Source organism: Pseudomonas sp. G.S.17, assembly GCF_038096165.1.
Classification (GTDB): Bacteria; Pseudomonadota; Gammaproteobacteria; order Pseudomonadales; family Pseudomonadaceae; genus Aquipseudomonas.
Window position 1 is genome coordinate 6115096 of record NZ_CP151076.1, and the last position, 17290, is coordinate 6132385.

Consider the following 17290-nt stretch of genomic DNA (forward strand, 5'->3'; position numbering starts at 1 on the left):
TCAGGACTCCAGGTCATGCCGGTTCACCCGCGCTTCGAGACGGTTTTGCAGGTGCGAGAGCGCAGTGGCAAGAATCCAGTAGATGAGCGCCGCGGCCAGATACATGGTGAAAATTTCGAAGGTCCTGGCGGTAATCAACTGCGCCTGACGGAACAGCTCCGGCACCTGAATAGTTGCTGCCAGCGCCGTGTCCTTGACCAATGAGATAAAGCTGTTGCCCAACGGCGGCAAGGCGGTGCGGGCGGCCTGAGGCAGGATCGCCCGGCGCATCGCCTGGCCACGCGTCATGCCCATGCTGGCGGCCGCTTCCCACTGGCCACGATCCACCGAACCAATAGCCGCCCGCAGGATTTCGCACGCGTACGCGCCCATGTTCAACGAAAAGCCGATCAGCGCGGCAGGCAACGGGTCCAGCTCAATGCCCAATTGCGGCAAGCCGTAATAGATCATGAACAGTTGGACCAGTAGCGGTGTACCGCGAAAGAACGACACGTAGACCCGGGCAATACCGCGCAGCGCGATCAGCCGCGACAAGCGCATCAGCGCCAGGCCGAAGCCCAGCAGCAAGCCGAAGAACATGCCACCCAGGCTGAGGAATACCGTGTAGTACGCGCCCTTTATCAGAAAGGGCGCGGAGTCCAGCGCGAGCTTTAGGCTCTCTTCGATCATTTGGTCACGTCAGCCTGGAAATACTTCTGCGACAGCTTGGCGAGGGTGCCGTCAGCGCGCAGTTTGTCGATGGCCTTGTTGATGGCTTCCAGCAGTTCAGGCTCCCCTTTGCGCAGAGCGATGCCCGCTTCCTGACGGGAGAACGGCTCGCCGGAAACAGCCAGGCTGTCTTTGGTTTTGCTGACCAGTTCGAGGGCGGCGAGACGGTCGACCAGAATCGCGTCGATACGACCAACGCGCAGGTCCTGGTACTTGGTCGGATCATCGTCATAGGTTTTGACGACCGCGCCCGGTACATTTTCCTTCAGCCACTGCTCGTAATTGGTGCCCAGACCAACGCCCACTTTCGCACCCTTCAGATCGGCTGCGACTTTGAACTTGGCGGCGTCCTTTTTCTGCACCAGCGCCTGGATACCGGAGATGGTGTAAGGCGTGGAGAAGTCATACTTCTTTTTGCGCTCTTCGGAAATCGTGACCTGGTTGATCACCACATCCAGACGCTTGGATTCAAGCGCCGCGAGGATCCCGGCCCAAGGAGTTGGCTGCAGCTTGGCTTTTACGCCCAGTTCCTTGGCCAATGCTTCGGAAAACTCGACTTCAAAACCTGCCAGCTTGCCGCTTTCGTCCACGAAGCTGAACGGCGGATAAGTGCCTTCCAGACCCACGTTGAGGGTGCCGCTGTCTTTGATTTTCTGCAGCTGATCACCAGCCACGGCTTGACCGATCAGGCCGGAGCCGAGCACCAGGCTCAGGGTTGAAAGCAGAAACGTACGACGGATTGCGGAAGTAATCATGACTAGCCCCATATTTGTTGTTGATGTCAGGCAAGAATCGGACCCGACGAAAGCTACGTTGGCACCAAAAGTTTATCCAGCTTTTTCAAGACGCTTGATGCGCCAGCAGTCCTGCTGGCGGCGATCATAAAAGCGCCTACTTATAATGCAAAATAATCAAAATATTATTTAATATGTGTTTTTGGTATATACAGCCGAATCAGTCATCCTGCCCGGAAAAAACGCCTGGGTAAGCGAACAAGGCCGGCGCACCGCCGGTGTGCAGAAAGATCAGCGGGCCGTCCTCAAAACGCTGGCGGCCAATACCATCGAGCAAGCCTGCCATCGCTTTGCCGGTGTACACCGGATCGAGCAAAATCCCTTCGTGACTGGCCATCAATTTGATCGCAGACAGGGTTCCGGCATTCGGTTCGCCATAGCGCGGCGCGAAATACTCGTCCCACAGTTCGACTTTGAACGCGGCCGGCAACGGCACGCCCAGCAGTTCGGCGGTGCGTTCGGCAAGATTCTGTACCTTGGGCCGCTGGGCCTCGTCGGTGCGCGATACGGTCACACCCACCACCGGCAGATTGGGCAGCACTTCAACCAGCGCCAATGCCAGACCGCTGTGAGTACCGGCGCTGCCGGAAGCGAGCACCACGGCGGCGAACTCCAGCCCGGTCTCCTTGATCTGCTCAGCCAGCTCAAATCCTGCACGCACATAACCCAGGGCGCCTACGTCATTGGAACCACCGATGGGCACCAGATACGGCTTTTTACCGCTGGACTGCAGACGCGCGGCGAGGGCTTGCAGCAGCTCGTCGGCGTTATCCAGGCTTTCCACCAACTCGACCTTGGCATCAAACAGATCCAGCAGCAGCCGGTTGCCGTTGTGCAGGTAATTAACGTCGTCCGTGGCGATAGGATTTTCCAGCAGAGCCACGCAGCCCAGGCCCAGGCGGGCGGCGAGCGCCGCCGTCTGGCGCACATGGTTGGACTGGATCGCGCCGGCCGTAATCAGCGTATCGGCACCCTGCGCCAGCGCATCGGCGGCAAGGTATTCGAGCTTGCGCACCTTGTTGCCGCCCATGGCCAGGGTCGTGGTGTCGTCGCGCTTGATATAGATGTCGCGACCGGCCCAGACCGAAAGCCGTTCCAGTTTTTCCAACGCAGTGGGCGCGGCGATCAGATCCAGACGATTGAAGCGGGCGAGCTGTGTTTTGATCATGGTGATAGTCAAGCCGTGTAGAGAGTCGCTGGACTATAGGCAGGCGTTTCCTACAGGGCAACTCATAAGGTCTTATGCTTCAAGAGTAGAAGTCCTACAAAAATAGTTATTTTTTCGTGCTAAATCTTTGCCGTAGAGTGAGCGCACCTGCGGCGAACGTACAAAAAGCCGCACCCGAACCAGGAGAAGTCAGCGTGAGCGATATTCCAGAGGCATCTGCCAAGGGCCGTTCCAGCCACTGGCAATTGCAGCAGATCGTCAGCCAATTGCGTCAGGCCCGTAATGACTGGCGCACCAGCAATGGTCGCGTCAGCGGCGAGCACGGTGGACGCGAGCTGCCTTCACGGGCGGCGATGCGCGACATCCTCGAAGCGTTGTGCGGTGCATTGTTCCCCATGCGCCTGGGGCCGGTTGACCTGCGGGAGGAAAGCGAAGACTTCTACGTCGGGCACACGCTTGATGTCGCTTTGAATGCATTGCTGGCCCAGACCCGTCTGGAACTGCGCTACGTCGCCCATCAGCGCGGCGAAGAAGTGGGCAATCTGAACGAACGGGCGGTGGAGTTGATCCAGGGTTTCGCCAGCGCCTTGCCAGCCATGCGAGCGCTGCTCGACACCGACGTGCTGGCCGCCTATCACGGCGACCCGGCGGCACGCAGCGTGGACGAAGTGCTGCTGTGCTACCCGGGAATTCTCGCGGTGATTCATCACCGGATCGCCCACCATCTTTATCGCGCGGGCCTGCCGCTACTGGCGCGGATCAGCTCGGAAATCGCCCACTCGGCCACCGGTATCGACATCCACCCCGGCGCGCAGATCGGCCGCAGCTTTTTTATTGATCACGGGACAGGCGTGGTCATCGGCGAAACCGCGATCATTGGCGAGCGGGTACGCATCTATCAAGCCGTAACCCTCGGCGCAAAACGCTTCCCGGCCGACGAAGACGGCCAGTTGCAGAAAGGCCACGCACGCCACCCTATCGTTGAAGACGACGTAGTGATCTACGCCGGCGCAACCATCCTCGGCCGCATCACCATCGGCAAAGGCTCGACCATCGGCGGCAACGTCTGGCTGACCCGCAGCGTGCCGGCCGGATGCAATCTGACGCAGGCTAATTTGTTGCAGCAGCAGGATGATGGGTGTCAGAAGTAGCCCTCTCATTCTGAATGGCTAGTCGGGCGTTTCTTGGGATAAATCCTACGGATGCTGTGCGCAGCATCCGACTTTTTGTTGTCCTGTATTGGTGCAAAGTTCTGCCTTTCCCCAGGCCAAGGACTTGCCCATGCTCACCCCCGCCAACCAAGCCACGTTCACGCTGGATATCGCGGGGGTTGAGCATCAGCTTCGCGTCCTGAGTTTCACCGCTAAAGAGGCCGTCAGCCGGCCCTTCAGTGTGCGTATCGAGCTGGTCAGCGAACGGGCCAACCTCGCGCTTGAAGACGTGCTGCATCGGCAGGCGTTTCTGGCCTTTGACGCTGTGGGCAACGGGCTGCACGGGCAGATCGGCGAGATTGCCCAAGGCGATTCCGGCAAGCGTTTCACCCACTATTTCATCCGGCTGGTGCCGAATCTGCTGCGCCTGGAGCATCGGCACAATCACCGGATTTTCCAGAATAAGAGCGTGCCGGAAATCATCGCCCTGGTGCTCAAGGACCACGGCATTCTCGCCGATGAGTTTGCGTTCCGCCTGAGCAGCAAAAGCTGCCCGCCGCGCGACTACTGCACCCAGTACCACGAAACCGACCTGCATTTCGTTCGCCGCCTGTGTGAAGAGGAGGGTTTGTCCTTCCACTTTGAGCACAGCCGCGATCGGCACCTGCTGATCTTCGCCGACGATCCTGTCGCACTGCCCAACCTGAAACATCCTACGGCCTACCTGCAAGGCAACGGGCTGGTGGCCCAAGCGCCGGTGATCAACGCCTTCAGCGTGCGCCTCGCCACCCGCACCGGCAAAGTCAGTCGCCAGACCTACGATTTCGAACAACCCGGGATCGACATGCTGGCCAGTGCGAAGCTGGCGGACGGGCGCGTGGACCTTGAGGATTATCGGTATCCGGCGCCGTTCAATGACCGGCAGATCGGCGCGCGTCAGGCGCAAACCGTACTGGAACGGCATCGCAGCGACTATCAACTGGCCAGCGGCAAAAGCGATCAGCCGGCCCTGCTCAGCGGCCATCTGCTGACCCTCGCCGAGCATCCCCGTGAGGACTGGAATGCCCAGTGGCTGCTGGTTTCCGTGGTTCATGAAGGCAAACAGCCGCAGGTGCTGGAAGAATACAGCGACCGCGCCGCGCCGCCCGGCGAGTTCAGTCAGGGCTACCAAAACCGCTTCGAAGCGATCCCCGGCCTGACGCCGTTTCGCCCGCCACTGAAACATCCCAAACCGCGCATTCTTGGCAGCCAACACGCCATCGTCAGCGGCCCGCCGGGGGAAGAGATTCATTGCGACGCCTATGGTCGGGTCAAGGTCAAGTTCTACTGGGATCGCGAAGGTGTGCAAAACGAACACGCCAGTTGCTGGCTGCGGGTCGCCACCGGCTGGGCCCACGACCAATACGGCACGGCGATGATTCCTCGGGTCGGCATGGAAGTGGTGATCGGTTATTTCGAGGCCGATCCCGACCAGCCTTACGTGCAGGCCTGCCTGCCCAACGCCAGCACGCGCATCCCGCTGGACCTGCCCGCGCAGAAAACCCAGACTTTGCTCAAGACCCACAGTAGCCCCGGCGGCGGTGGTTATAACGAACTGAAAATCGAGGACCGCCAGGGCCAGGAAGAAATCGCCATCCGCGCGCAACGCGACTGGAAAGAACATGTGCTCAACGACCAGTCGATCCAGGTCGACAACCAGCGCAGCGTCCTGGTCACGGGGCTGTCCAGCCATGAACTGCAAGGCGAAGAACATCACCTGACCCTCGGACCGCGCAAGACACAGATCTTGGCAGACGATTCCCTGACGGTGGTGGGCAATCAGCACATCAGCGCCGCGAATCATCTGGTCAGTGCGGCACTGGAAGTCCACCTGGCTGCCGGGCAGCACATGATCGTCGACGCGACCCTCAGCACCACGATCAAGGCCGGCGGGCACTGGATTTCGATTACACCTGCAGGAATTTTCACCAGCGTACCGATTCTGTTGGGTGGCTTGCCGATGCCGGGAATGCCAGCGGTGCCGGGCTTGCCCGCGCCGTTATCGAAATCAATAGCAGATCCCGCCCTTTCAAACAGCCCGCCGCTGGTGCCGCACAAACAGGTTGAAGCGATAGAGAACGGTGCTTTGTTCTGTCCGAAATGCGCCGAAAATAACAAGGAAGTCTTATGAGCACACGATTGGCAAGCCCGCCCCAGTATTTACCCAATGATCTGCCAGGGGGCCAAACCGTTGGGTTGTTACTTGATGCGCTTCAAATAGAAGACCTGATCAAGCGCCTCTATGAGTGGTCGGAAGCGCCCCACTTGGACCTCCTGTACCAACATACGCAATGGGCAGGAATCAGCCGACTTTCGCCCTGTCTGGTACATATCACTCACCCTGAACACCCGGCTCTGCTGCAGTTTCTTGCCAACACCTGGAATCAGTGGGGCTACCTGTTATTCAGCGATGGCCCCTGGACGGAGCTACTGGACCATATGCGCTGGTTGACCAGCATCCAGCCTGCGCAGCTGGATGAAATGTTCCTGCGCATTTCCGATCCCGTCGTGGCACATGCTCTGTTTGCGGCCGATCTGCACCCAAATGCACAGGTCTTTGGCCCTTGCTCCGAGATCGTCGTTGCTAATACGCCGCTAGATGGCTGGCAGCAATACAAACGCCCTGGCGAAATGCCGCAGCCTCAGTACTACACGCCTTATGTACCCAGCGCCGCGCAATGGACTGCGTTGCAGGCCGCCGCCTTTCACAAGTCAATCGGTGAGCTGTATCTGCATATGCAGCACTTCTTTCCTGACTACAAAGCGGATCTGCAACCCGCCCAGCGCTTGGCGCACCTTCATGAACTGGCCAACTCCGCTATCGAACAAGGCTTTGAAGATGATCGAGAGATCTGGCTGTACGCCAATGTTTACGTTTTTTAGGCGAGCAAAACGTCAATACGCACGCGGATATTGTTGAGCTGTTGACCGTTGAATCCGGGTTGACACCTTTCCAGCGGATTGACCGTGCCAGCGAACTGGCCGCGCAGAGGAGCACGCAATGAGCGCCGCCAACGATTCACCTCGCGGCCACCTGGCCAACCTGAAGGGCAAGTCCCGCCCTGCCAAACCGCTGGATGCCGGTGGCACCTGTCCGCTGATGAAGCGCACGGTCCAACTCCTGCCGCTACGCTATGGGCTTGTGGAAAACCTGCAACCCAGCCGCGACATTCCGATGCCTCATGAGCTGCAAAGCCGAAAAATGGGCTTGCGCCTGCTGCGTGATGGCTATCTATACATCGTCGACAAGGCCAGCGGTTACTTGCACGAATACCGTGTCGAGCAAGGATCGATAAGCAAATTGCTCTGGAAAGGTCCGCAAGTCAGGGCCGACATTCGCACTAACGCCATTGGTGAGCCAGATCTGGTTTTCCCCCGGCATAGCGCGCTGCACGTGGCGTATTCCGAATTTCAATGGACGGCCTACAAATGCTCGCAGGTGATCGGTCAACCGCCCGAGCGTGAAAAATACATGCAGTACGTCAGCTTCAGCCAGATCGACTGCGAGAATGTTGGCGCGCATCTGCTGACGGAGAAACAGACCCGAAACTGGCTGGCAGAAACGGCGGAAACCACCGAAGCAAAGGATCTCCCCGAAGGCGCCGACCCGGAGGAAAACACCGCCTATCACTGGGAACATAAACCGCTATTTCGCAAAACCTCGATCGAGGAGCTGACGAGTCAGGTCAACGGCGCACATAAACACGACTTTCTGTTTCTGGTGGTGCGCGACGATATCGGCGTCATGCTCGATCTGGCTGCGGCGCAACTCAAGGTTGCCGACTGGATTGGGCGCTGGAGCAATGATGAGGACACCCAGCGCAAATACCTGACCGGGGCCTACATCCAGTCGATGTATCAGGTCACCCAGAAACGCCTTGATCAACTGGCTACCAAGGACAAACGCTACCAGGCACTGCTTGACGACACCAACGAGGATCAACGGGAAAAGCTCCTCGAGTACCTGCGCGTCAAACGCGACTACCGTGGGCCCGCCATTTTTGGCGATGAGCAGAGCTGGCGTGAGCAGGCGCAACATAATCCACTGGCCAAGGCGACGGTGGACATGCGCGACGCCCTCGGTCCGCAGCTGTTCGACAAACACAGTCCCGCCATCACCGACCTTGAGTTGGCGACCTGGTATGCATTAAGCGGTGAGAAAGTCGGCGAGCGAGGCATCAATCAATTGGCTCATCGCGAACCCATGGAAGCTTTTGTGCTCAAGCAGCAGAAGCTTCTAAGCCATTGGCGCAGCCAGCTCAAAAGCATCCGCGCCGACCGCTTGAAGATGATCATTGAAGGTCATTTCCATCGCGCCGCGTGGTACTACGACTTTCGACAAAACGAGCAGATTCAACATCGGTTGGAGCGCGAGTTTAATTGCGTGGCCGCCATCTGTGACGATCAACAAGCTACCGAGCAACTGCAGGCGTATCTGGAGAAAAACCCGTTAGTGCAGGTGCCTGGCCTGGACACCCTGAATCTGGCTGACCAGGCGGACCTTCGCAAGAAACTTGCCGACCTCAGCGACTTCAGCATCAAACTCGCCGACGCCCCCGGCGTAGTGCGCGACATGGATGCACTGGCGAACCAGTTCAATAGCCTGATGCGCCAGAGCCTGCCCAACTACGACAACCTGAATACCCGGTTTAGTGGTTTGAACAGTTTGCTGGGCAGTGCTTATGATCCGGCGCGGCAGTTGCGGGTGGCTGCGCGTCTGGCTCAGGCACAACTGGATTTTCAGCGGGGCGCATCGATTGACCCCAATGATTTCATTCGCAGCATTGGACCTGCCGCGCGGCTTCGCCTACTGAGTGCCTACGCGTCCAGCGGCTTACAATTGAGGGTCGCCTCCGCCTCCGAAGTCGAACTGTTTACCCGCGACCGAAGCGCTGCCCTTGCCCTGCGTGAGGACCTCAAGGCGCTTTATAAGGAGCGTCGTGAAAAGTTCAGAGGACAGACGACCGATGCCGATCCGATTGGCTCTCGAAAGCGGCTGAATGAGAATATCAACCTCGTCAAATATCAACTGGGCCCCATAGAAGAGCGCCTCAGTCTGGCGCTGACACCCGGCGGCGGTGCAGGCCAGTTTGGCTTGGTGCTGGGCAATATGGACCCGCAACTCAATGAGGAAATGCGCCGCACGGTGAACGACTACCGCAGCACCGGGACATACAAAGGGCCGATGCGCGGCGTGCTGAAATCCCCGGGTGATCAGATCGCGGTGGTGTTGTTTTACTTTCAGGCGATGAAGTTTTTTGATGTGGCTTCGAAGGTCAGGTCAAAAGAGGATCGTGGATGGAAAGACGTATTCGATATCGGTGAGTCTTTTATCACGACGTTCTCTGCTGGCTTTGCTGCTGTTCAGGGTTTGTCTATCAATATTCTGCGAGCCCATATCGACCAGATGGAAAGTGCGGCTGGCAAGCTCAATACCATGAGTAAGCTGGGGAAGTGGTCGGCTTTTGCGGGGCTGGGCGCATTCGGTTTTGGAATCGGTGCAGCTGCATTTGATCTCGGCAAACACACAAAGCAGTGGATGAATGCTTTGGCAGAAGGTGATGGAAAAAAACTGGCAACGACGTCATTGCAATTGGCTGGCGATTCAATCTTGGCAGGGGCCAATGTATGGGCTTTAAAACATACGGCTTCCATCACCCGCGAGATTATGCGTAAGCCCATGGAGCTACGCGCTCTGGCTTGGGCTGAACGCAGCGTCCAGCTGGTCGGTATCGCGACCAGGGCCAACTTGATCGGAATCGCGGCAACGGGTCTGCAATTGATGGGTGAAGCACTCTTCAATTATTTCAATCTTGATGCTTTGAACAAATGGGTATTGCACAGCGCATGGGGCCAGCAGTCGCTCGGCCTGAGCCTGGATGAAGACTGGCGCAAGCTGGCCTCCATCGTCCAGCAACCCGTTTGCCAACTGATCCGTTCCGACCACGGCACCGAATTGCGCCTGACCTTCCCCGCCATACGCAGCGACGAAATGGAACGTCGAAAAGTCTGGATTGAAGCACTCCAGCGGCAAAAGGATTACAGCGCACCTTACGGATCACAAAACCCGGTCTATTGGGCGGTGTGCAGCGAAGCCCTGGCAGGGCAGCTCAAGCGAGTAGGACCAGCGGACGGTGCGTTGGTCCTCAGCCTCGACCTAAGCCCACTGATATCCGATCATTTTGGCCTCGCTATTGCGGTCAGTTATGACCTGGAAGAGCATCGCGATATAAGCCACCGGTCGACGTTTCACGTCCTGGATCTGCACCGCCAACAGGTTGAAGGTCGCTGGCGCGAGCGCAAGGGCGTCTTTGCTTACAAAGCAGAGACCGAGGAATCAATGCAGCTAACGGCCACGCCACCCTGGCTTCTGCGCGAAGTTGATCTGGGAGCATCTGATGCTGAATAGATTATTCAAACGCAAAGCCGAACCTGAGCCGCCTTCATCGGCGCAGGAAAGTCAAAACCCCAAAGCAGGAGAAGTGCGCCAGATCGGTGCGGAGGAAACCTTATATCTTGCACCTTTACCGGTCTATACCGGCCAGCAACCGGTGAGTATGCAAGGTTTCCCGGTAGTTAATGACGTTTACCTGCAAGTGGGCGGAAGTAATATAGGGATGGTGTGGCAAGGAAAAATGCTGGCATGGGTTATCTGGCTGGTGATTTTTCTAGTATTCTTTTGTCCGATAATTATTGCGACATTATTTTTTTTTATAACGCCAGAAGGTACTAATAATACGTTTTCTAAAGATTTAAATTTGTCGTTCCAGGTTTTCTTAGTTATAGGTCTTCCGGCAGGCATATTGAACATTGGCATTTGCATCCGCACCCTGATCACTCAAACCCGCGAACAAGCCCGCCAATACCCCCTGCGCTTTAATCGCCAGCGCCGGGAAGTCTGTTTTGTCGATAGCAAAACCCATGAAATCCTGATAGTGCCCTGGGAAAAAGTCACCGCCTGGATTTCTCAGGGGCAGATGGTGACCCAATATAACGCCACGACTTTCTATACGTTCGGCATGGCATTGGAAAACGAAGAGAAAGGCACGGTGCAGCCCATTCTGCTCGACAAACCCAGCCAGGCCCATGCTATGGGCACCTGGGAGGCCATTCGGTTGTATATGGAACAGGGTGTTCCCACGGATAAGACAGGTGCATGGTTGAGGCTTTTGTTAGGCCGCGAACTGACAGAGTACGAGTTACGGCCTTATGAAGGTCTGCATACCTGGGAGGTCGAAAAGCTAATGAAAGAAGAAGACGGTGGTTTGCACAGCTGCTTCAGTGACGAACGCCGCGCAGAAATCGGCCTATCTCCGCGCTCACGCTGGCCGCTGCGCCGTTGGTATATCTGGCGGGTACTAAGCTTCTGGAAAATGCCCTACATGATCGCCGAGTGGGGCCATAAAGCAGGTACACCCGCGATGCCCGAGCGTGTTCAACAATGGTCACAACCCATCCCTCCCGATCAATGGGCCAAACCCAGCCCCGCCCTGCAAAAAGCCACTCAACTTGTGCAGCACGCCATGGACAAGAAGAAGATGAACTTCATCGACGCCTGCAAGTTGATTGAGCACTAGGGTTGAATGCGATGCTAAATAAACTATTCAAACGCAAAGCCGAAACTGCGTCGCCTTCAACGGCGCAGGAACGTCAAAACCCGAAAGCAGGAGAAGTGCGCCAGATCGGTACGGCAGAAACCTTATATCTTGCACCTTTACCGGTCTATACCGGCCAGCAACCGGTGAGCATGCAAGGTTTTCCAGTAGTTAATGACGTCTACCTGCAAGTGGGCGGAAGTAATATAGGGATGGTGTGGCAAGGAAAAATGCTGGTCTGGGTTATTTGGCTAATGATTATTATGAATGTTTTTTCTCCATTATTCCTTGCCGTACTGTTGTGGATTATTACTCCTGAAGGAACAAATAATACGTTTGCCAAAGATTTAAGTATGTTAGCTGAGCTGTTTTTATACCTAGGCATCTTTACTACTCCAATATGCGTAGGCACCGTTATACACACGATAATCTCCCAAACCCGCGAACAAGCCCGCCAATACCCCCTGCGTTTCAATCGCCAGCGCCGGGAAGTCTGTTTTGTCGACAGCAACACCCATGAAATCCTGATAGTGCCTTGGGAAAAGGTCACCGCCTGGATTTCTCAGGGACAGATGGTGACCCAATACAACGCAACGACTTTTTATACCTTCGGCATGGCTCTGGAAAACGAAGAGAAAGGTACGGTGCAGCCGATTCTGTTCGACAAACCCAGCCAGGCCCATGCCATCGGCACCTGGGAGGCCATTCGGTTGTATATGGAACAGGGTGTTCCAACGGATAAAACCGGCGCTTGGCTAAGGATCTTGCTAGGCCGCGAGCTAACAGAATACGAGCTGCGGCCTTATGAAGGGTTGCATACCTGGGAGGTCGAAAAGCTGATGAAAATCGAGGACCGGTTTCTTGATGTCGATATGACCGATGACAAACGGGCCAAGCATGGCTTTCTCCCTCGCGATTACTGGGCATTGCGCTGGTGGTACGTTTGGCGGGTACTAAGCTTCTGGAAAATGCCCTACATGATCGCCGAATGGGGTCATAAAGCGGGTACACCGGTGATGCCCGAGCGTGTTCAACAATGGTCACAACCCATCCCTCCCGATCAATGGGCCAAACCCAGCCCCGCCCTGCAAAAAGCCACGCAAGTGGTGCAGCACGCCATGGACAAGAAGAAGATGAACTTCATCGAAGCCTGCAAGTTGATTGAGCGCAAGGGTTGAAGCGGCAATTTGGCGTCTTATCACCGTTGGAGATTTAATGGTCGGAATACCGGCTGTATGTGTGAGGGCCTTTGTGGGAGAGGACTTGTCCTCTCCCACAAGGAAATACGAAGGAAATTTCTCGGCTCACAGTTGCTGTTTGTGGGAGCGAGCTTGCTCGCGAAGCTTGGGAACATCCGTGGCATTTTTTTGCGGATGTAACACCGCCTTCGCAAGCAAGCTTGCTCCCACCGGGGTCCAGCTTCCCACCCTGAGACCCACAGCACAAAGAACCTCGCCTCAATCGCGTTATGTTGTGGTTCACTAGCATCCGGGCCAGCCCGGCGTCGTGGTGACAGTTATCCACAGGCGCCTCCTGCGAATTTCACGACACAAGGACGGTTGTACGTTGATTTCGATCTATCAGCTCAAACCCCGCTTTCAAAACCTGCTGCGGCCGTTGGTTCAGCGTTTGTTCGACCGAGGTGTGACGGCGAATCAGGTCACTTTGGGTGCCTGCGCGGTGTCCATCGTGATTGGCGCGTTGGTGGCGCTGTTTGCCGCGCATCATTGGGTTTTCGTGCTGATCCCGCTGTGGATGATCGTACGCATGGCGCTCAATGCCGTCGACGGCATGCTCGCTCGTGAGTTCGGCCAGCAGTCGCGACTTGGCGCTTACCTCAATGAACTGACCGATGTCATCGCTGACAGCGCGTTGTTCCTGCCTTTCGCGCTGCTTCCCGATGTGAACCTGTTGCTGATTCTGATGGTCACTTTGTGGGCGATTTTCAGTGAGTACGCCGGCGTGCTCGGCCCGATGATCGGCGCTTCGCGGCGTTATGACGGGCCGATGGGCAAGAGCGATCGGGCTTTTGTCTTCGGCGTGTTGGGTGCAGGCGTTGCCATCGGCTGGTTTTCAGGGCTGTGGATAAATATTGTCCTGGCCGTGATCACCGCGCTTCTGGTCTACACCGTGGTCAATCGCGTGCGCCGTGGCCTCGCCGAAACACCTGCTCCAGCAGCCTCCCGCGACGAAAAATAATAGCCAACGACACCCCGCCATAAGGATATCCACATGCGTGACGTTCAGGACCAGCGTTTCATGACCCATGATGGGGTTGAGCTGTTCTACCGCCATTGGCCTGCAGCGAATCAGGATCCGACGGTCCCGCGTCAGGCCGTGCTGTTGTTCCATCGTGGTCATGAGCATTCCGGACGCATTGCGCATCTGGTGGATGAGCTGGATCTGCCGGGTTTCGATTTTTTTGCCTGGGATTCACGCGGCCATGGCCAGTCGCCCGGCGCGCGCGGTGACAGCCCGAGCTTCGCCACCAGTGTGCGCGATGTGCAAACCTTCATTGATCACCTGAGCGCGACGTTCGACATCGCCGAAGAAACATGGCTGTGGTTGCGCAAAGTGTTGGCGCTGTTATCGCGGCGACCTGGGCGCATGACTATGCACCGAAAATCCGCGCGCTGGTGCTCGCCTCGCCGGCCTTCAAGGTCAAGCTGTACGTGCCGTTTGCCCGTCCGGGGCTGGCGTTGCTGCGCACATTCAAAGGCAATTTTTTCGTCAACAGCTACGTCAAGGCGCGCTTCCTCAGTCATGATCCGCAGCGCATTGCGTCCTACGACAGCGACCCGCTGATCACCAAGGCGATTTCGGTCAACGTGCTGCTCGGTCTGTACGAAGCGGCTGATCGGGTTGTAGCCGATGCACAGGCCATTTCGATTCCGACTCAACTGCTGATCTCCGGCTCGGACTTCGTCGTGCATCGCGGCCCGCAGGAGCGCTTTTTTGAGCGGCTGGGCAGTGTGCGCAAGGAAAAACACATCCTGCCGGGCTTCTTTCACGACACCCTTGGCGAGCGGGATCGCCACTTGGCGGTCAGCCGCGCGCGGCGTTTTATCCTGCAGAACTTCGAACTGCCGGCGACCCGCCCTTCCCTGCTGGACGCCGACAAGCTCGGCGTGACCTGTGCCGAATCCGAAGAGCTGGCCGCGCCGTTGCCGCATAACTCGCTGCGCGATCTATACTGGCGCATGACCCGGGCCAGCATGCGCCTGGGCAGCAAGTTATCCACAGGCGTGAAACTGGGTTTCGATACCGGTTTCGATTCCGGCAGCACGCTGGATTACGTCTACCGCAACCAGCCCACCGGCAGCGGCAAACTCGGTGAGATGATCGACAAGAATTACCTGGATTCCATCGGCTGGCGCGGAATTCGCCAGCGCAAGCTGCACGTTGAAGAGCTGCTGCGCCTGGCCATGGAGCATCTGCGCAATCAGGGCAAACCGGTGCGCATCGTCGATATCGCCGCGGGCCACGGACGTTACATTCTCGAATCCCTGCAAGGCGTCGATCCATTGCCGGAGTCGATCCTGCTGCGCGACTACAGCGACATCAATGTGCGCGATGGCAGCGCTTTGATCGAGCAGAAAGGGCTGGGCCACATTGCGCGCTTCATCAAGGCCGACGCCTTTGATCGCAACGACCTCGCTGCTTTGGACCCGAAACCGACGCTGGCGGTGGTGTCCGGCTTGTATGAGCTGTTCGCCAGTAACCAGATGGTCGGCGATTCGCTGGCCGGACTCGCCGTAGCGGTCGAGCCGGGTGGTTATCTGGTGTACACCGGTCAGCCGTGGCACCCGCAGCTGGAATTGATCGCCCGCGCCCTGACCAGTCACCGCCAAGGCCAGGCTTGGGTGATGCGGCGGCGCAGCCAGACGGAAATGGATCAACTGGTGGAAGCGGCGGGTTTCCGCAAAATCACCCAGCGGGTGGATGAATGGGGGATTTTCAGCGTGTCGCTGGCGCAGCGGATCAATTGAAGATGCTGCGCGAAGCCGGTTTGTGGAAACGCGCCGTGGTCTGGCTGTTAGCCCTGGCGCCATTCTTCTTCGCCAGCTACGGCTTCGCCACCTGGGTGACGGCGCAGCGCGGCGACGTGGCAAGCCTGGCCTTCGGATGGGAAGCGCACATGCCATTCTGGGCCTGGACCATCGTGCCCTATTGGTCCATCGACCTGCTTTACGGCTTCTCGTTGCTGGCGTGCCTGACTCGCCGACAGCTGGATACTCACGCGTTGCGCCTGTTCAGCGCCCAGCTGATTGCGGTGAGCTGCTTCCTGATCTGGCCGTTGCGTTTCGCTTTCGAGCGTCCGGAACTGGATGGCGTATTCGGCTGGTTATTCGCCGTGCTGGCGGGCTTCGACAAGCCCTTCAATCAGGCGCCTTCGCTGCATATCGCGCTGCTGGTGGTGCTATGGGTCTGCTACGACCGCTATCTGCAGAACTTCCATCAGGCATGGCGCTGGTTGCTGCATGGCTGGTTCAGCCTAATCGGCGTTTCGGTGCTGACCACTTATCAACATCACTTTATCGACTTACCCACAGGCGCGCTGGCCGGTTGGTTCTGTGTGTGGCTTTGGCCGGATGAAGGCCGCAGTCCTTTACTCGCAGCGCGTATCAGCCTGGGACCGAAGCGCCTGAAGCTGACTGCCATTTATAGTCTCGGCGCAATAATTCTCGGCGCGACGGCCCTGAAGCTGGGCGGCGCGTGGCTTTGGCTGGCCTGGCCAGCGGGTTCGCTGCTGTTGGTTGCGCTGAATTATCTGGTGTTTGATGCGGCGGGTTTCCAGAAACGTCAGGACGGCAGCCTCAGCCCAGCGGTGTATTGGCTGTTCGCGCCGTACTTGCTCGGTGCCTGGATCAATTCAAGGGTGTGGACACGCAAGCATCCACAGCCCGATCAGGTTGTGGATAACGTTTGGCTGGGACGTCTGCCGGATAACGACCAGCTCAAGCCTTTCGCCGCCGTTGTGGATATGTGCGCCGAGCTGCCGATCAAACCGGATTCACGGGGCTATCAGGCGATTCCGACGCTGGATCTGGTCGCGCCCACGGCGCAGACCTGTCTGCTCGCCGCCCAGGCCATTGAACGTCTGCGCCAGCAAGGGCCGTTATTGGTGTGCTGCGCGCTGGGTTATTCGCGCAGTGCCACGGCAGTTGCTGCCTGGCATTTGCACAGCGGTCGCGCCGAGACTGTGGATAACGCGATTGCGATCATCCGCCAGGCAAGGCCCGGCGTGGTGCTGCGCGCCGCACATGTTGAAGCCTTGCAGGAAATCGTAGGCGCGAGGCTTGCCCGCGAAGGCGTTATCCCCGACACATCGCTTTCGCGGGCAAGCCTCGCTCCTACGGGGCCCAATGATGTCATCTGAAATGCAGCTACATATCGTCGCCAGTCTGCTGCGCCGAGGCAAGACGCTGGATAACTTGTCCACAGGGCTGACCTTGCTTGGCTTGGCATTCGGGCTGGTGCAGCTGTTGATAACTCCGACGATGCCATTGTTGCTGATACTGGCGGCGGCCGTGGTTCTGCTGGGTTTGATCGAAAAATACTACGCGTTGCGCGTCGCGTTCGACGCGGACCTGTTCCAGGCCGTCGCCAGCGATGAAGCCCGACTGGCCGAGCGCACACTTGCCCTCGATCAAGCGCTGGTCGCCCTCCAGTTTCAGCCTGTGGATAAATCCGGGCGATCCTGGGCGCTGCGCAGCAAGGGCGCATTGAAGCTGCTGCGCCAGCAATTGTTGTTTGTTGCCGTCCAGCTGCTGGTAATGCTGGGCGCGATTCTGATCTTCCCTTGGTTGTCCTTCACCGCATCATAAGGAAACG

At 57.7% G+C, this 17290-nt stretch carries 12 protein-coding genes and 1 pseudogene; 10 read left to right on the forward strand and 3 right to left on the reverse strand.

Going from position 1 to position 17290, the window contains the following annotated elements:
• From tcyL to AABC73_RS28545, 3 genes are all read right to left on the reverse strand, one after another.
• Window positions 1-669 carry a cystine ABC transporter permease gene (gene tcyL / locus AABC73_RS28535; RefSeq protein ID WP_065831870.1) on the reverse strand — a complete coding sequence of 223 codons (669 nt, stop codon included), beginning with the start codon at window positions 667-669 and terminating at the stop codon, window positions 1-3.
• Entirely contained in the window at window positions 666-1463 is a 798-nt protein-coding gene (gene tcyJ / locus AABC73_RS28540) for a cystine ABC transporter substrate-binding protein (protein ID WP_341521852.1), read from the reverse strand. Before tcyJ ends, tcyL begins: the two co-directional genes overlap by 4 nt.
• Before the next feature lie 199 nt (window positions 1464-1662).
• On the reverse strand, window positions 1663-2670 hold the full coding sequence (locus tag AABC73_RS28545; RefSeq protein WP_341521853.1) for a D-cysteine desulfhydrase: 1008 nt from the start codon (window positions 2668-2670) through the stop codon (window positions 1663-1665).
• Between the two features lie 194 nt (window positions 2671-2864).
• Here AABC73_RS28545 and epsC point away from each other — a divergent pair, with 194 nt between their 5' ends.
• From epsC to AABC73_RS28595, 10 genes and pseudogenes are all read left to right on the forward strand, one after another.
• On the forward strand, window positions 2865-3821 hold the full coding sequence (gene epsC, locus AABC73_RS28550; protein WP_341521854.1) for a serine O-acetyltransferase EpsC: 957 nt from the start codon (window positions 2865-2867) through the stop codon (window positions 3819-3821).
• Window positions 3822-3951: 130 nt separating this feature from the next.
• A complete protein-coding gene (locus AABC73_RS28555) occupies window positions 3952-5991 on the forward strand; it encodes a type VI secretion system tip protein VgrG (RefSeq protein ID WP_341521855.1) in 2040 nt (679 codons plus the stop codon).
• On the forward strand, window positions 5988-6743 hold the full coding sequence (locus AABC73_RS28560) for a DUF4123 domain-containing protein (protein ID WP_341521856.1): 756 nt from the start codon (window positions 5988-5990) through the stop codon (window positions 6741-6743). The genes AABC73_RS28555 and AABC73_RS28560 overlap by 4 nt, the downstream gene beginning before the upstream one ends.
• Before the next feature lie 217 nt (window positions 6744-6960).
• Window positions 6961-10269, forward strand: coding sequence for a toxin VasX (locus AABC73_RS28565; RefSeq protein ID WP_341524353.1), 3309 nt, complete (start codon window positions 6961-6963; stop codon window positions 10267-10269).
• Window positions 10259-11437 carry a DUF6708 domain-containing protein gene (locus AABC73_RS28570; RefSeq protein ID WP_341521857.1) on the forward strand — a complete coding sequence of 393 codons (1179 nt, stop codon included), beginning with the start codon at window positions 10259-10261 and terminating at the stop codon, window positions 11435-11437. The genes AABC73_RS28565 and AABC73_RS28570 overlap by 11 nt, the downstream gene beginning before the upstream one ends.
• Window positions 11438-11448: 11 nt before the next feature.
• Window positions 11449-12633 (forward strand): hypothetical protein, encoded by a 1185-nt coding sequence (locus AABC73_RS28575; protein WP_341524354.1) that lies wholly within the window; start codon window positions 11449-11451, stop codon window positions 12631-12633.
• Between the two features lie 388 nt (window positions 12634-13021).
• Window positions 13022-13654: a CDP-alcohol phosphatidyltransferase family protein gene (locus tag AABC73_RS28580; RefSeq protein WP_341521858.1), complete on the forward strand. Its 633-nt coding sequence runs from the start codon at window positions 13022-13024 to the stop codon at window positions 13652-13654.
• Window positions 13655-13687: 33 nt separating this feature from the next.
• A pseudogene (locus tag AABC73_RS28585) lies at window positions 13688-15444 on the forward strand (bifunctional alpha/beta hydrolase/class I SAM-dependent methyltransferase).
• Window positions 15441-16835 carry a phosphatase PAP2/dual specificity phosphatase family protein gene (locus AABC73_RS28590; protein WP_341524355.1) on the forward strand — a complete coding sequence of 465 codons (1395 nt, stop codon included), beginning with the start codon at window positions 15441-15443 and terminating at the stop codon, window positions 16833-16835. The pseudogene AABC73_RS28585 and the gene AABC73_RS28590 overlap by 4 nt, the downstream one beginning before the upstream one ends.
• Window positions 16825-17283, forward strand: a complete 459-nt coding sequence (locus AABC73_RS28595) for a hypothetical protein (protein ID WP_341521859.1) — start codon at window positions 16825-16827, stop codon at window positions 17281-17283. Before AABC73_RS28590 ends, AABC73_RS28595 begins: the two co-directional genes overlap by 11 nt.
• Window positions 17284-17290: the final 7 nt, after the last annotated feature.